Origin of the sequence: Olsenella sp. SW781, from assembly GCF_012027725.1 — a bacterium.
Lineage (GTDB): Bacteria > Actinomycetota > Coriobacteriia > Coriobacteriales > Atopobiaceae > Thermophilibacter.
This window is the reverse complement of the sequence record NZ_SJOU01000010.1, coordinates 50777-67259: the sequence shown is the minus strand read 5'-3', so window position 1 is coordinate 67259 and position 16483 is coordinate 50777. Positions and strand designations below refer to the sequence as shown.

The window sequence follows — 16483 nt, the reverse complement described above, 5'->3', positions numbered from 1 at the left end:
TACCCTGACATTCGTCCGAAATAGTTTGGAAGAGGGAAACGGGGGTCACTCATGGCTGCGGGCGAAGGCGCCCCGATGCGTGTCCTGCACGTGATCGGCGCTATGGATCGCGGAGGCGCGGAGGCGTTGATCATGAACGTCTTCCGCTCGATTGACCGATCCAGGCTCCAGTTTGACTTTCTCGTGCACGAGGAGAGGGAGTGCGCCTACGACGCGGAGATAAGGGAGCTGGGCGGCTCCATTTATCGCCTCCCGAGATTCGTTGGGGCCAACATACTTGAGTATCGCTCCCGCTGCCGTCGCTTCTTCGCCGAGCACGGCGACTACAGCGTCGTCCATGGGCACATAGGGTCGTGTGCTGCCATCTATCTCTCAGAGGCTCGACGCGTGGGCCTCTATGCGGTCGCTCACAGCCACAACACAAACAATCGTGACCTAGCTCGTATACCGTTTGCCGTTGTTTCATATCCCACCCGTTTTGTGGCGGACGCCTTCTTCGCGTGCTCGCTTGGGGCGGGGATCGACCGGTTTGGGCGAAAGGTCGTTTCGGGACCACACTTCCGTATTGTGAACAACGGGATCATTCTCGAGCGGTATCGCTTCTCAGGGCATCGAAGGCGTGTCGCCCGCTCCGAACTCGGCATTGCCGACGATGCTCCGCTGCTGTGCCACGTGGGGAGGTTTGTGCCGCAGAAGAATCACCGGTTCCTTCTGGAGATGTTCTCTCGGGTCGTCGAGCGTCGTCCCGATGCGCGGCTTGCTCTCGTTGGTGGAGGGCCCCTTGAGCAGGAGGCGAGGGAGCTAGCCCAGGAGCTGGGCGTTTCCTCTCGGATTCTCTTCCTGGGCGTAAGGGAGGACGTAGCTTCCATACTTATGGCGGCGGACGTGTTCATCTTCCCGTCGCTCTGGGAGGGGCTTGGCATCGCGGCAATCGAGGCTCAGGCCACGGGCCTGCCCTGCCTGTTGTCCTCATCGCTTCCCTCCCTGTCGAAGGTCTCTGACGGCGCATCGTTCCTCTCTCTCGAGGAGGGTCCCCAGAGATGGGCCGCAGCGGCGATTGACCTACTCGAAGCAGAATGCGATGACCGCTCCGCCCAGGTTGAGGCGGTGAGGAACGCGGGCTTTGACATCGTCGACACGGCCGAAAAGCTGTCTACGTTCTACCGCACCCACGAGCTGTGGTAGGTCGCTGGCGGGGACGGTCGGGCTACGCCGCTCCCTGATGGGAAATGAGTCGACGGCGGATGCACCAGCCGGAGAAGAGGAGGCCGGTCCCGCAGGACAGGGCGAGTGCGTAGGTGACCCCGTTCATGGTGAAGGCTGTGACGAGCGGGACGCACAGGACGAGCGCCGCCGCGAGTGAGGCGAGGCTGCTGATGAGCATGAGGCTGGGTGCACGCATCGCAACGAGTAGGTTGTTGAAGAGGCCCTGCGTCCCCAGGAGCAGCGACGAGATGACCAGCGGGTACATGAGGTGAGAATAGGATGCCACCGTGTCACCGTACAGCAGGAGGAGCACGGGATGGGCAAGGACGAAGATTCCAACAAGGCTGACGCAGCCAATGCCCAGGATGCCAAGAACGGTCTTTTTGAGCAGTCGGACAAACCCGCCCCGATCGCACTTGACGAAGCACTCGGCAAAGTAGCTGATGAGCGGATTGTAGATGTAGGTTGCTCCCGTCTGGATGATGGCGACCGGTGCCGCGACCGAGGCGTAGATGCCCAGGGTAGCGTCGCCACAGACCATTGACAGGAACTGCCTCGGGATGGAGGGGACGGCGCCGTAGGCGACCTGCGAGATGACGATCGGGAGACACCCCTTGAGAAGGTGGACGGCCTTCCCCCGAGAGATGCCGAGGCGAATCTCCGTGAGTCGGAGCGTAGCGGGCAGATCGTAGAGGAAGCTCACCGCGAGTATGGCAACGGTCATGAGGGCAAAGGTGACGAGCAGATCATTCGTTAGGGAGAAGGCGGCGGCAAAGACGACGAGCGAGACGATCCCTCGCAGCGCCAGTGAGACCCCGATGATGTCCATGCGGTGGCGCATCTGATCATAGGCGTGGAGAGAATCGAACACGATCATCACAAGACGGTACACGCCGAAGAAGATGACGATGGCCCACGCGTTCGCTCTGCAGGTGAACAGGGCGTAGAGGGCTATGCAGAGGATGCTCACCAGGCTCGTCCCGCAGGTAAGGGTGAGGTACTCCCCAAGCGTGTTCTCCTCGCGGACGTCCGTCGCCTGATAGGAGTACAGCCCGTAGCCGGCAACGGGGGAGAAGATTCCAAAGACGGACATCGCCAGCGAGTAGAGCCCCGCCGAGTCAAGCTCCGAGGTGAGACGAACCACCAGCACGGTGATGAGGTACTGGCAGGCTAGGTTGGTCACCGACCCGGCCATGTTCCATAGCATGTTCTGCCTGACGCTCAGCTCTCTTTTGGGCTCCGAGTTGCCCACGCGGCATCGCCCCCTCCTGTTGACGCTTGGATAGTATCCTCGAGAAGCAAACGGCTGGCGCCGAGGATTGCGAGATGGACAAAATGAACAGCGATGGTTCTGGGGGGCGTTGCCCCCTTCCGTCGAAGAGCTATCATCTAAGCCTATAGACCGACACGGAGCGCGAAGGGACGTCACACAACCATGCTCGTACGCATAGTCTGCGCCGTTGTCTGCGTGCTCTTTGCCTTGTTTGTGATGAGGCTGGTTGCCCGGGGCCGTCTCCTGCTCAAATACTCGATTCTCTGGTTTGCCATCACGTGTGCCCTGCTTGTGGTGGCAATCTGGCCGGATTCCGTCTACGCCCTCTCGGCAGCCCTGGGATTTCTGTCTCCCTCGAACTTCATGCTGCTTCTGGGTGTCCTCTGCCTTCTGGCAGTCTGTCTCTCGCTCTCCGTCATCGTGAGCGGTCAGGCGTCGAGGATCGCGCGACTCAACCAGCGCCTGACGCAGCTCGACCGTCGGCCGTCCTTGGTCGACGAGCCCTCTTCAGAGGGCGGTGGGGCGACGGCCGCTCGGCCGCTCAGCATTGCCATCTTCTCGGCTCAGTTTGCCCCGCACATCGGTGGCGTGGAGACGTTCTCCGACAGCCTCTCCGCAGAGCTCGCACGGCGAGGTCACAACGTGCTCATCGTCACCAACGACACGGAGGGCCTGGGTCCGCGTGACGAGACTCCCGAGGGCGTCGAGGTGATACGCCTTCCTTGCTTCCCGCTTCTGAGCGGGCGACTGCCGATACCTCGCCCCTGCGGCGAGCGCAACGAGCTGAGGGCGGCGGTGTCCAGGCGACGCTTTGACGCGGTTCTTGTTAACACGCGCTTCTACCCGCACAGTCTCTTGGGGATGAAGATTGCCAGGAACATGGGGCTCAGGCCAATCGTCCTTGACCATGGGTCCGCCTACCTCTGCTTTAACAACCCGGTCCTCGACCGCGTGGTTCGCGTCTATGAGAACGGAGTCACGCTCTGGGGCAGGAGGCACTACGACCCCGTGTACTACGGCATCTCCCAGAGGAGCGTCGAGTGGCTCCGTCACTTTGGCATCGAGGCGCGGGGGATGATCAACAACTCCATCGATGCCGAGTCGTTCGAGAGCAGTGCCTCGAAGAGGGACTTTCGCCTCGAGGCCCCCTTGCACGACTGTCGTCTCCTGGTTGCCGTCATCGGGCGCCTGGTGCCCGAAAAGGGGATCGTCGCTCTGCTCAAGGCCGCCAAGGACCCCGCGCTCGTCTCGCGGGGCGTGTGCTTTGCGATTGCGGGCTCCGGTCCCCTTGAGAGGGAGGTGCGCTCCGCGGGCGGCAATGTCCTCGCCCTCGGGCCCATCAGCAAGAGCGACGTAGCCAAGCTGCTGACCCAGGCGGACCTCTACTGTCTTCCCAGCCGTTCCGAGGGCTTCTCGACAAGCCTGCTCGAGGCAGCCGCATGCGGGTGTCCGTCCGTCGTGACCGACGTGGGCGGTGCGCGTGAGCTGATTCCGGACGAGTCGTACGGCACGATTCTCCCTGATGCGAGTGCGGAGAGCATCGTGAGGGCGATTTCCCGTCTTGCCGACGACCCCGATTCCATTCGCAAGCAATCCGAGAAGTGCCATGAGCTCGTCCGGAGGAGCTTCAGCTGGGGCGCGAGCGTCGACCAGCTCCTGAAGGCCGCACGGGATGCACTAGAGGTATAGCCCCCGGCATCCTCCCCCTCCGCCCAAAGGGTCATGTGGAGGCAACAAGGACATCCTTGCGTTCACGTATCTTCATACGGATAATATGAGTGAACATAATCCTTGTCAGGAGGTTGCATGCTCACTCAAAGTCAGTTCCGTGTGCTCTGTGCCTGCGTAAAATCGCACCAACTCACCCAACGACAGCTGGCGTCATCGCTTGACTTGTCCCTCGGGGCGGTGAACAAGGCGGTCCGCGAGCTCAAGTCCATCGGCCAGCTCCAAGACGATCTGACGGTCACGGACCTTGGCATCTCCGAGCTTGAGTCCTTTCGCGTCAGACATGCCGTCGTCCTTGCGGCAGGCATGTCGACGCGTTTTGCTCCGCTGTCCTTCGAGAAGCCCAAGGCGCTCTTCAAGGTCAGGGGCGAGGTCCTCATCGAACGCCTCATTCGCCAGCTCCAGGACGCCGGAATCGAAGACATTCGCGTGGTCGTTGGCCATATGAAGGAGCAGTTCTACTATCTGGAGGACAAGTTCGGTGTCCATCTCATCGAGAACCCGGACTATCTCAAGAGGAACAACCACGCCTCGCTCCGCATCGCCCTCGATGGCCTTGAGGGTGGCTCCTACATCTGCTCGTCTGACCAGTTCTTCGCGGAGAACCTCTTCAGCAAATTCGAGCTGGGCTCTTGGTGCTCCGTCGTTCAGCAGGGAGCCGAGGCGGGGGAGCGGCCGGTGAGGCTGGGTGCTCACGACCGTCTCATGGGGTACGACAAGGCGCCCTCCGAGGACGCTCGGTACCTGCTGGGCCCGGCATACTTCGACGAGGCGACCGCTCATCGTTATCTCGCGCTGCTCGACCGCGAGTACGATGCGCCAGACACGTTTGGCAAGCTCTGGGAACAGATAGCCATGGGCCATGCCAAGGAGCTCTCCCTGCGGGCGCGCAAGCTACCTGCGGGCATGGTGTACGAGTTCGACTTCTTCGACGACCTCTGTGCGTTTGACACCGACTTCATTGAGAACGTCGACTCGCAGATCCTCGACAACATCTGCTCCACCCTCTCCTGCGCGCGAGGGGACATCACGCACGTCGAGCCGCTCAAGGCTGGCCTCACCAACCTCTCGGTGCTGTTTGACTGCAAGGGGGAGCGCTACGTCTACCGTCACCCGGGGGCGGGTACCGAGGAGATCGTCAACCGAGATGCAGAGACGATAGCGCTCAAGACCGCTGCCGAGCTCGGCCTAGACACCTCGTTCATATTCGAGGACCCCGCTGCCGGTTGGAAGATTTCGCGCTTCATCCCCGACTGCGTGGACTTTGACTACCGCAATGAGGCCCACGTATCCGGCGCGCTCGCCATTGCCAGACGACTTCACGAGAGCGGTGCCACGTCGCCCTATTCGTTCGATTTCTATGACGAGGCCTGCAAGATCGTCGGCCTTCTCAAGGCCGAGGGCTGGCGCATGCCCGAGGGCTTTGACGAGACCGCGGCTACCATCGCCGGCCTCGTTGCCCCCATGCGTGAGGGCTCGGGAGACCCGGTGCTCTGCCACAACGACTTCTATGGCCCTAACCTCCTGGTCCACGACGGCGACATCTGCCTCATCGACTGGGAGTACGCTGCAATGGGGGACTATGGCTGCGATATCGGCAACTTTGTCGCACAGGGGTCCGGCTACTCCGTCCAGGAGACGCTCGACATGCTCCCCCTCTACTACGGGAGGCCAGCCACGGACAGCGAGGCGTTTCACTGCATCGCTTGCGTTGCCGTTGTGGGCTGGTACTGGTATGTGTGGGCGATGTACAAGGAGTGCAAGGGCTCCCCGGTGGGGGAGTGGCTGCGCATCTGGTACAAGGCGGCGCGGGAGTACGGCGCCTATGCGAGCACGCTGCTTGCCGAGCGCAGGCGCGAGGTCGCCGAGCTGACCCACGAGGAGTTTGACGTTCTCGTTGCCGCGGAGGCCAAGAGGAGCCTCGACTCCTTCGACGCCGCGGTCCGCTCCGGGCTAGAGGAGCGGGGCATGCTCTCAGACGGGCGAATAACCTGGGCGGGCGTGAGTGCGCTCGAGCCTCATCGCGTGCGCAGGGCCATCTTCCTGGCCGCGGGGCTTGGTAGTCGCATGCTCCCCATCACCATCAACACGCCCAAGCCGCTCGTCCGCGTGCACGGCGTTCGCATCATCGATCGCCTGCTGGATGCCGTCGTGGCGGCGGGCATCAAGGAGATCTACGTCGTCCGCGGGTACCTCAAGGAGGAGTTCGAGCAGCTTCGGTCCAAGTACCCCTCCATCGTCTTCATTGACAACCCGAGGTTTGACTCGACGAACAACATTTCCTCCGCGCTGCTCGCCAGGGAGCACTTTGAGGATGCCTACGTTTTCGAGAGCGACCTGTTCCTGGCAGACCCCTCCTATATCACCAAGTACCAGTATCGAACGAACTACCTGGCGTTTCATGTGGACAGGACCGAGGATTGGTGCTTTGCCGCAAACGACGACGGCAAAATCGTTCGCATTGCAAAGGGATGCGACGGTCCGTGCTGGCAGATGGTCGGCCTCTCGTACTGGTCCGCTGCCGACGGCCGACGCCTGTCGAAGGACATTCCCGCCGTCTTTGACCAGGGAGGGGAGTGCCAGCAGATCTTCTGGGACGACGTGGCACTCGATCGGCGTCCCGAGAACTACGACGTCTTCGTTCGACCCTGCTCGGCGAACGACATCGTGGAGATCGACTCCTTCGAGGAGCTGCAGGCGTTCGATCCGGCCTATCGAATCGGTTAGGGAGAGACGATGAAGAACGAGGCTCAGCAGGAGTACTTCGAGAAGAGGTCGCTCAAGCAGGGGACGGTCGGCTGGGTGCTGCTCACCGGGCTCGGCGTCTCATACGTCATCTCGGGTGACTTCTCCGGGTGGAACTACGGAATCGCCAACGGGGGATGGCTCGGGCTCTGCGTAGCGTTCGTTGCCATGGGGCTCATGTATGGCTGCACGGTATTTGGGATAGCGGAGCTCTCGAGTGCCCTGCCCACTGCCGGTGCCGGATACGGATTCGCCCGAAGGGCGCTGGGAAAGACCGGCGGCTTTGTCACCGGGCTCGCCGTCCTCATCGAGTATGTCTGCGCTCCGGCCGCTATCTCGACCTTTATCGCAAACTATGTATTTGAGCTGGGAATCCTTCCCGAAGGAGTCCCGCATTTCGCCGTGGTGGTCGCCGCATACGTGATCTTCATTGCCGTCCACATCTTTGGTGTGGGTGAGGCCCTCAAGCTGATGCTCGCCATCACCGCGGTCGCTGCCGTCGCGCTGCTGGTATTTGCCGTTGGCATGATTCCAGAGTTCTCCGTCGATCGCCTCTTCGACATTGCTCCCGCCGCCGGCGGCAGCACGCTGTTGCCCTTTGGTGTTGCGGGCGCCATCGCAGCCCTCCCGTTTGGAATCTGGTTCTTCCTGGGTATCGAGGGTGTCCCCCTCGCTGCGGAGGAGGCGAGAGACCCGAGGAGGGATATCCCGCGCTCCATCATCTTTGCGATGGGGATCCTCGTCATAACGGGGTTCTGTGTGCTCCTGCTCGCTGCCGGAGGTTCCGGCTCGCAGGTCATGGGAACCTCGACCGCACCTCTGGTCGACGCGCTCAACGACGCGGACCACCCGTCGTTTGCCCTGTTCGTTAACGTCGCCGGACTCTTTGGGCTGGTTGCGTCGTTCTTCTCGCTCATCTATGCGGGGTCCCGCCAGATGTTTGCCCTGTCGCGCGCGGGGTATCTGCCGTCCGTCCTCGCGCTCACCGGAAGCCGAAAGACCCCGGCGCTCTCCCTGCTGCTCATCGGAGTGATTGGGATTGTGCTGGTGGCGGTCGTCCAGGACGGGGACGCGCTCATCAACATGGCGGTGTTTGGCGCGTGTGTGAGCTACGCGCTGATGAACCTGTCGCACATCGTCCTGAGGAGGAGGGAGCCCCAGATGGACCGCGGGTATCTGACCCCGGGCGGCGTTTTCACCACGACGCTCGGCCTGCTGCTCTCCTGCGTTGCCACGTGCTCGACCTTCTTCGTCGACGTGGCCGCTGCGGTGGCGGTTCTGGTGATGTTTGTCCTTGGTACCGCCTACTTCCTGCTCTATGCCCGCTTCCATCTTGTGGCAAATGCTCCCGAGGAGGAGTTTGCTCGTCTTGCCGAGGCGGAGAGCGACCTGAGATAGCGTCTTGACCTGCGCTGGCTTGGAGGCATCATGAGAATCTACCACGGCCCGATTCTGACGGTGAACGCCGAGGACGCCGTTGCCCGGTATCTTGTCGAGAGCGAGGGAAGGATCGTCTTTGTGGGAGACGAGCTTCCGAGGAGCTACTCCGAGGCAGCCGGTGCGGAGGTGGTCGAGCTCGGGGACTGCGCACTCTGTCCGAGCTTCGTCGACACGCATGAGCATCTGGCGAGCTTTGCCATGTTCAACGCGGGGCTCAACGTCATGGATGCGCGCTCCAACTCAGAGATTCTTGAGTTGGTTCGTGATTTCTCTGGTCGGTCGTCGTCCAAGATTCTCATTGCCTTTGGCGCGTCGCCCTATTCCGTCGAGGAGCGTGTGCTCGTCTCCCGCTCCGAGCTCGATGTCGTGTGTCCCGATCGCCCCCTCATGCTCGTGAAGTACGACGGGCATGCCTGCATCGTCAACTCTGCGCTGCTCAAGCGCATAGAGGACAAGGTCTCTGGGCTGCGTGGATATCACCCCGATACCGGCGAGATGAACCAAGAGGCGTTCTTCGCGGTCTCTGACTACGTCACCGGGTCGCTGTCCATCCCCGAGCTGGTGCGCAACATCCAGAGAGCAATGGACTATCTCGCCGGCAAGGGCATTGGCATGGTCCATACCGTGAGTGGCGTCGGCTTTGCTAACGACCTGGACATCTCCCTTGAGACGTGGCTCGCGAGGAGCGCTCAGCACGGCTTTCAGGTCAGGGTCTTTCCGCAGTCGCTCGATGTTGACGTGGCCCGAAAGCGCGGTCTTCCTCGCATTGGGGGCTGCTTCGCGTGCGCCCTGGATGGCTGCTTTGGGTCAGCGGATGCCGCACTGCTGGAGCCCTATGAGGGAACGACGGATCGCGGCGTCCTGTACTACACGGACGAGAGGGTTGCGGAGTTCTGCAAGGCAGCCAACAGGGCGGGGCTGCAGATAGAGATGCACGCGATAGGGGACGCTGCCTTTGACCAGGCGGCAAGGTGCCTCAAGGCAGCCCTCGACGACTTCCCGCGCGAGGACCATCGTCACGGGATCATCCATGACTGCCTGCCAACGGAGGAGGGCCTCGCCATCTGTGCCGAATACGGCATCCAGTTCCCCGTTCAGACCTCGTTCATAGGCTGGCCCCAGGAGCCGGACGAGTATCTCGTCCGCATTCTCGGCGCTGATCGAGCTGGTCGGCTCAACCCGCTCAGAACGATGTGGGACAGGGGAATCAGGATCTCGGCCGGCTCGGACGCCCCCTGCACCGACCCCGACCCCATCGTCTGGATGGAGCGGGCCTGCAACCACTCCAATCCCGCCCAGTCGCTCACCATACGCGAGGCGCTGCGCATGTGCACGTACAACGGGTACTGGACGACGTTCGACGAGGCGCAGCGCGGCTCGCTGGAGGTCGGTAAGGTCGCGGACATGGTGGTCCTCTCGGAGAATCCCTACGACATGAGCCCGTCCGACCTAGGCCGGCTGAGCGTGGAGCAGCTGATTCTGGGGGGAAGGCCCTACCGGCGCCAGGAGCAGGGCATGCTCCCGGCGGTCCTGAGGGGCGTCTTTGGCAAGGGGAACTGCTAGCTATACCCAGATCTTCTCGGAGGGCTTGCAGAGGTCGACTGTCGGTGAGCTGGCGGCCGCCAGCTCGTAGACCTTGCTTGCAAAGTAGGTGTCATGGAGCGAGATGCCAATGTTGTAGGCGAGGATTCGCTCCGCGTCCGACTCGCGTCCCGGCTTGTCCCCGGCAACGACGTCGGCCACCTCGGCGAGCCTGTCCCTGAACGACTCAAAGTACCTGAAGCCGCCCACGTGGGCGATGTCATCTGCGAACACCTTGTCAAACACGAGGTCACATTGGGCAAAGCCGCGCGTGTGCACCGGAACGAGCAGCGTGCCGGGCATGAAGCAGTCAGGAGAGCAGAAGTCCGAGTCCGCGGCGGTGACGCAGGAGACAAACACCTCCGACCATGCGGCGAGCTCCTCGACGCTCTCAAAGAAGCTGAACGAGAGATTGTCGTACGCCTTGAACCTCTCGGCAAAGCTCAGGTGCTGGTCCTTGTAGACGAGCAGGCCAATCTGGAGCGGTCGCTCGCTGAAGATGCTCTGCAGGCAGAGCATGGTCGCACGGGCGGTGTTGCCCAAGCCCATGATGCCCACGCGCGCGAAGGACGGCTTGGCGAGAAGCCTGATGGAGTGTGCCGCAACGGCGCCTGTGCGCATCGTGGTGATCCAGTCGCCGTCCATGAGCGCAAGGCACTCTCCCGTACCAAGGTCATAGAGGAGAATCTCGCTGTCGAGTGCGGGCACACGTTCTGGGTAGCGGGTTACGAGCTTGACGCAGCCTCGGCTAATATCCGGAAGCAGCGAAGGCATGGTGTTGTAGAACACATTATGCATGCCATCGATGGATAGACTAATCTTCTTCGGGAGGGCGGAGGTCTCTTTGATCTTTAGCGCCTCGTCGACCCATTCACAGCACCGGGAAGAGGGAATGTTCAGGCCGGAGATGTCCTCAAAGGAAATTAGTTTCACAGCCGCTCCTTCGTGTGCAAGTCCGCAGTCGCCTTCGATTGTAGTTGAAGTGGCAACAATGCTGCAGGGTACTGCTGCCTACTGGGGACAGGGCAATCAACAACGTCTCTCGTAGGTCCGATCAGTGGGTCCAATATTATGCTGTACGTCTTATGGCGTGCGTTGTCGCCTGTCGGGTGCAGCGGTAAGGTGCGGCTTGGAGTAAGGCGTCTTCCCTTGTTGGGCCCTTCGTATTCCGGAGGGTCAGAATGATTGACTCTGGCGATGCATGCAAGCGTTAAGAATCGGAGCGCTTGCTTCGGTTTTTCTCCTCACTTTCCGAGGAGAAAAACTGTCGGTCCAATTTGGGCGGAGGGTTGTCTTCGACGTCTGAAAATAAGCCAAAGTGACGTCATGCAATGGCGGGGAGGCCACTACTACACGCTCCCCTCTGTGGAACGCGCCAATCTCGTCGCTCACGGCTGGCGAATAAAGGTGTGGGCTTGTATTCGGCTGCAGGCGGGGGAGGCGTTCCTATTTACCGCCATACAGCCCCTATGCGATGACCGGCACCCACAATCATACGCCTTCAAGGCCGAGAACGATCACCTCGTCTCCGTCAGCTGGCTCGAGGAGAGTGTGGCCTGGTAGGGGGTGTAGCTGTCTTGGAGGCGTTCGCCGAGAGAATGGTCGGCTCTCGCCGATGGAGCCTTGCAGGTTGATGCGAGAAACCTGAAAATTTACAGAACATCGCGTCAGAACCCGCGTCGTTTTATGGGGGCTTCATGGGCAAGAAGAGAAACGTCTCACGGTTGGCGATCGTGGCGAGGGTCGGGATTACGCTTTCGCTCGTGGCCGTCGCGATCCTCGCGTGCCTTGGCATCGCGACGGTGGGCCGAGCCGAGGAGGTCGCGGCGGTCCCACGCGAGATTGAGGGGCTGCGGGTGACGCAGGTAGAGCTGGGTGGTGATTTCTCTGCTGCGATTACCGAGGACGGCTCCCTCTGGACGTGGGGCGAAAACTACGGTGGCAAGCTCGGTAACGGAACAACCGAAGATTGTCAACAACCGACAAAGATAATGGAAAACGTTAAGTACATCGCTCTTAGTTCCTCCAGCTCTGCTGCGATTACCGAGGACGGCTCCCTCTGGACGTGGGGATACAATACAACCAATCAGCTCGGCTACACTACAGATGAATGGTATTGTAGCGTGCCTACGAAGGTTATGGATAATGTCATTTCCGTTGGTCTTGGAGGACATGCGGGCGGTGCTGTCACTGCCGATGGTTCGCTTTATACGTGGGGAAGTGACATATTCGGCTTACTTGGGAACGGGCCAGATGGGTCTTGCTCTACCGCAACAAAAATAATGGACAACGTTGCTGAGGTCTCATTTAGTCGTGGTGGAGAGAGCGGCTTTGCCGCCGCAATCCAACGTGACGGTTCACTCTGGATGTGGGGAGATGGCTATCATGGCCAGCTCGGCGATGGTACGTCAGTAAACCATGATGCGCCTGTGTGGGTTACAGACAATGTGGAGTCTGTTTCTTTGGGCTTCTTTCATACAGCGGCAATAAAGGGTGACGGGTCTCTATGGATGTGGGGTGCGCCTAGATACGGCCATTTTGGCAATAGCGATCCTTATGGAGAAGACCAGACGACGCCCGTTAAGGTCGCGGATGATGTCATCGATGTATCTTGCGGAGATACGTTCAGTGACAATCGTGATGCCTCGTTTACCGCAGTGGTTCTGAAGGACGGTTCTCTCTGGACTCAAGGCGTAAACGACAATGGTCAGCTCGGGGACGGAACGACAAACAATCGCTACGAACTCGTAAAGATTATGGATGGCGTTGCCTCTGTCTCATTGGGTGGCAACCATTCTGCTGCTATATCGGAGGACGGCTCTCTCTGGACGTGGGGAAGTAACTATGCGGGTAAGTTAGGACGGGCCACTTCAACCGTTGAAGAGAGGGTTGTGCCTGGGAGGGTGCCCGGGTTTGGCGCTGTCAGTACCGGCCACACCCCCGACCCCGGTCCCGAGTCGGGCGGGGCAGTCATCGTCGAGAGCAAGCCAGAGGACACCGAGGAAACCGACTTCAAGCTCGAGGGCGGCCTCGAGCTCACGGTGCCGAAGGACGTCCCGCTCCTCGGCGGCACGGACGTGTCTCTCGACTACGGTATGGTGCCGGTGGAGTTCAGGCGCGAAGGTAACCAGTGGCGCATCGGCATCGGCGTTGATGACATGGACGAGCTGATTGACGGCGGTGGATGGACAACTTTCAAGAAGTTCGTGGAGACCCAGAACAGAAACATTGCGAAAGGGCTTCGAGGCCTTGACCTCGCCGTGGCATATAACGCGACGGTTCTCAGTGGGGCTGTCGAGCCCAAAATGAGTATCTGGGGTTTTGCCGAGGGTACGATTGTAGAGGATGGTATCCAGATCAGCCGAGGGAAGATTTCTGTCGGCATGCATGCGACCGGCAAATGGGAGTGGCAAACTGTCGTGGTGGTGCCGGTTGTGATTACTTTTTCCGCGGATGTCGGTGTTGACTCGACGAGTAAAGTTGGCGTCGACCTAGACGAGGCGAGTGTTTACGTCGACAGTACAATTGAGATGACGCTGCCCGACTTTATGCTCACCGGTGGTATTGGAGTTGCCTATGTTGCTGACGTTAGCGTCTACGGTTCGGCCTCCAACATAGTCACATTGGAGCGAGGTCTCAGAGGTAATCGTTCTGCTACCCTCTCCGGCGAGCTGGGCGCACGGGCACGTTTTCTCTGCTTTGAGTACGAGAAGGCCCTCCTGGACGGCGACTGGAAGTACTACGACAGCGCAAGAAGGGGTCGCTCGGCCGTGGGTGGCGCCGGGGCGGCCGGCTCCTCCGGCGGCTGGTTCGGGGTCGAGCGAGACATCGCGGGAGCCTGGACCAGCGGCCGGGCGACGTCTCGCTCGCTGGCGCCGTCCGGCGGGGCGTCCTCTCCCGGCGGCTCCCTCCTGCAGCTGCAGCCCAACGTCTACGACGGCGCCGAGCCGCGGATGCTCGAGACCGAGTCGGGGGTGCGGGCGATCGTCTACACCCTCGACCAGGAGGGCATGCCCGACGCCCACAGCACGACGCCGTACGTCTCCGTCTACGACGAGGCCGCGGGGACGTGGCGGGAGCCCGTGCCCCTGCTCGGGGAGGGCGCCGTCGGCTACGACGCCTCGTGCTGCGTGGTCGGCGACACTGTGTGGGTTGCCCAGGTCGAGCCGGGCGCGCCGCTCACGGACGCCCAGCTCGCCCTGCCCGTAGAGGAGCAGCTCGGGATCGTTGCCTCGGGGTCGAGCGTGGTCCTCAGGGCTGCTGAGGTCTCCGCGGACGGCTCCGTCGTGCCCGTGGGAGAGCCCGTGGTCCTCTCCGGCCCTGGCGCCGGCGGCCTCATGCCCTCGGTCGAGGCGTGCGAGCTCGCTGACGGCTCCGAGGGGCTCGTCGTGGCGTGGGTGGAGAACCCTGCCTGCGACCCGCTCGGGATGTCTGGTGAGAATACCGTCCGCTCGGTGGCCTATGCGGCCGACGGCGGCTCCCTTGCTGAGCGCGCCTCGAGCTCGACGGGCCGCGACGTTCCGGTGACGGAGGTCGCGGCCGGCTCCCTCGGCGGCTCCGTCGCCGTTGCCTTCGTCGAGGACGCGGATGGCGACCTCTCCACGACGTCCGACAGGACGCTGCGGGCGCTCGACGCCGGGAGCGGCGACGCCCTCGGCCTCACGGGCTCCGGCGCGTCCGGCCTGCGGTTCGCGCGGATTGGCGCCGACGACTGCCTCGCGTGGTACGACGCCGCCGCGGGCTCCGTCCTCTACGGCGCAAGCGCCGACGCGGGGTCCGGCGAGGTTCTCGCGTCCGGCGACTCGATCTCCGCGGACTTCTCGATTGTGGGGGGCGGGGAGGGCCAGCTCCTCCTCACCTGCGAGGCGAGGGACGAGGAGGGCGGCTCCGACCTCGTCGCGAGGCGCCTCGACCCGGGCGGCTCCGGTGGCGTTACGGCGAGCGGGCCCGTGACTCTCACCGAGGAGCCCGGCTACGTGTCCGACGCTACCGGCCTGTCCGACGGCGACGGCTGGGACGTCGTCCTGCTTCGCTCCGACGTCACGATCGGCGGGGAGGGCGCCGCCCCCGACGGCGAGGGCCAGGTATCCCAGGTCGCCAACCTCTGCGTCCTCGACGTGGACGAGGCGGCCTCCCCCGAGGTGACCTCCGCCGAGCTCAGCCTGTACGGCGGCGAGGGCGGCGACGTCCCGACGGTGAGGGTCGAGGTCAAAAACGACGGCCTCTCCGCCACGAGCGCCGGCACGGTGTCGGTCTCGCTGGGCGGGGGCCAGGTCGCCTCGCTCGACGTCCCCGCGATGGGCGCGGGCGAGTCGCGCACGCTCGATGTCCCCGCCCCCTCGATTGTCGGAGGGGTGGCTGCCGGCGACGAGGCGCGCGTGTCCCTCGGCGTGGCGGGCTCCGCGACCTCCTCGGCGACTGTCGAGGCCGGCCTCGTCGACCTCGTTCTCGAGGCCGAGGGGGGACCCGACGGGGTTAGCTACGAGGTTGGCAACGACGGCACGGCCCCCTCGCGCGCGATCCTCGAGGTCCGCGAGGGCGATGTGTCGGGGACCCTTCTTTCCACAATTGACCTGGGCACGGTCGTCCCGGGTGCCGCCGTGTCTGGCTCCCTTGGCGCCGACGAGGTGGTGTCCTGGGGCGCCGGGAGCGTCTGCCTCGTCGCGGCACCCGCCGACGTTGAAGACGCCTGCGAGAGCGACAACTCCGTGTTCGTCTACGCGAGCGACGAGGGTGCTCTCGGCGCGCCGCTTGAGCGCGTTAGGGTCTCGCTGCCCGACGCGAGCTTCGAGGCGGGGGAGCCCCTCGACCTCTCCGGGATGGAGGTGACGGCCGTCCTCGAGGACGGCACCGAGGTCGCGTCGTCCTCCTACGAGACGAACGCAAGCGAGATCGACACCTCCACGCCGGGGGAGGCGGAGCTCGTCGTCACCTGCCGCTATGCCGAGCGCACGGCGACCGTTGCCGTGCCCATCGAGATCGTTGGCGAGCCCGATCCGGAGCCCGATCCCGTCCCATCGACGCGGGACATGTACCGCCTCTACAACCGGTGGACCGGCGAGCACTTCTACACCGCCTCGGCCGAGGAGCGCGACGGGCTTATCGCCGTGGGCTGGACGGACGAGGGCCTGGGATGGGTGGCCCCGGCGACGGGCGACCCCGTCTACCGCCTCTACAACCCCTACGTCACCGGCGGCGACCACCACTACACGCTCTCGGCGACCGAGCGCGACGAGCTCGTGGCGGCCGGCTGGGAGTACGAGGGCGTGGGCTGGATGTCCGCGCCCGCCTCGGCCGGCGTGCCGCTCTGGCGCCAGTACAACCCCTACGCGGCGACCGGCACGCACAACTACACCACCTCCAGGGACGAGAACGACCACCTCGTCTCCGTGGGCTGGCGCGAGGAGGGCGTGGGGTGGTACGGGGTCGGGTAGGGACGAATACCCCGCGTTGTTTCGTTCAATGCGGGCGGTTGCTATCATAATTATGATAGCAACCGCCAGAGAGGAG

8 protein-coding genes are annotated in these 16483 nt (G+C 62.7%); 6 read left to right on the top strand and 2 right to left on the bottom strand.

Annotated elements, in window-relative coordinates; translation table 11 throughout:
• Positions 1-132: 132 nt before the first annotated feature.
• Entirely contained in the window at positions 133-1185 is a 1053-nt protein-coding gene (locus tag E0L17_RS07185; RefSeq protein WP_167930576.1) for a glycosyltransferase, read from the top strand.
• 22 nt (positions 1186-1207) lie between these two features.
• On the opposite strand, the gene E0L17_RS07180 is transcribed toward E0L17_RS07185, so the two are convergent.
• The gene (locus E0L17_RS07180; RefSeq protein ID WP_167930575.1) at positions 1208-2458 is read right to left on the bottom strand and encodes a lipopolysaccharide biosynthesis protein; all 1251 of its coding nucleotides are present in this window, start codon (positions 2456-2458) and stop codon (positions 1208-1210) included.
• A 183-nt stretch (positions 2459-2641) separates the two neighbouring features.
• Here E0L17_RS07180 and E0L17_RS07175 point away from each other — a divergent pair, with 183 nt between their 5' ends.
• From E0L17_RS07175 to E0L17_RS07160, 4 genes are all read left to right on the top strand, one after another.
• The gene (locus E0L17_RS07175) at positions 2642-4168 is read left to right on the top strand and encodes a DUF2304 family protein (RefSeq protein ID WP_167930574.1); all 1527 of its coding nucleotides are present in this window, start codon (positions 2642-2644) and stop codon (positions 4166-4168) included.
• A gap of 219 nt (positions 4169-4387) precedes the next feature.
• Positions 4388-6934: an NTP transferase domain-containing protein gene (locus E0L17_RS07170; protein WP_167930573.1), complete on the top strand. Its 2547-nt coding sequence runs from the start codon at positions 4388-4390 to the stop codon at positions 6932-6934.
• Positions 6935-6943: 9 nt separating this feature from the next.
• Positions 6944-8350: an ethanolamine permease gene (eat, locus tag E0L17_RS07165; RefSeq protein ID WP_167930572.1), complete on the top strand. Its 1407-nt coding sequence runs from the start codon at positions 6944-6946 to the stop codon at positions 8348-8350.
• Between the two features lie 30 nt (positions 8351-8380).
• Positions 8381-9955: an amidohydrolase gene (locus E0L17_RS07160; protein ID WP_167930571.1), complete on the top strand. Its 1575-nt coding sequence runs from the start codon at positions 8381-8383 to the stop codon at positions 9953-9955.
• Here the strand turns inward: E0L17_RS07160 and E0L17_RS07155 are convergent, their stop codons facing one another.
• The gene (locus E0L17_RS07155) at positions 9956-10906 is read right to left on the bottom strand and encodes an ornithine cyclodeaminase (RefSeq protein WP_167930570.1); all 951 of its coding nucleotides are present in this window, start codon (positions 10904-10906) and stop codon (positions 9956-9958) included. It lies immediately after the preceding gene.
• Between the two features lie 764 nt (positions 10907-11670).
• Here E0L17_RS07155 and E0L17_RS07150 point away from each other — a divergent pair.
• Complete coding sequence (locus E0L17_RS07150) at positions 11671-16407, top strand: RCC1 domain-containing protein (RefSeq protein ID WP_167930569.1); 4737 nt, start codon at positions 11671-11673, stop codon at positions 16405-16407.
• The last annotated feature ends 76 nt before the right edge of the window (positions 16408-16483 follow it).

What these genes read in the sequence shown, in the direction of transcription:
- E0L17_RS07175 (WP_167930574.1), top strand. Translation starts at nt 2,642, where the DNA reads ATGCTCGTACGCATAGTCTGCGCCGTTGTCTGCGTGCTCTTTGCCTTG.
- eat (WP_167930572.1), top strand. Translation starts at nt 6,944, where the DNA reads ATGAAGAACGAGGCTCAGCAGGAGTACTTCGAGAAGAGGTCGCTCAAG.
- E0L17_RS07150 (WP_167930569.1), top strand. Translation starts at nt 11,671, where the DNA reads ATGGGCAAGAAGAGAAACGTCTCACGGTTGGCGATCGTGGCGAGGGTC.
- E0L17_RS07185 (WP_167930576.1), top strand. Translation starts at nt 133, where the DNA reads ATGAACGTCTTCCGCTCGATTGACCGATCCAGGCTCCAGTTTGACTTT.
- E0L17_RS07160 (WP_167930571.1), top strand. Translation starts at nt 8,381, where the DNA reads ATGAGAATCTACCACGGCCCGATTCTGACGGTGAACGCCGAGGACGCC.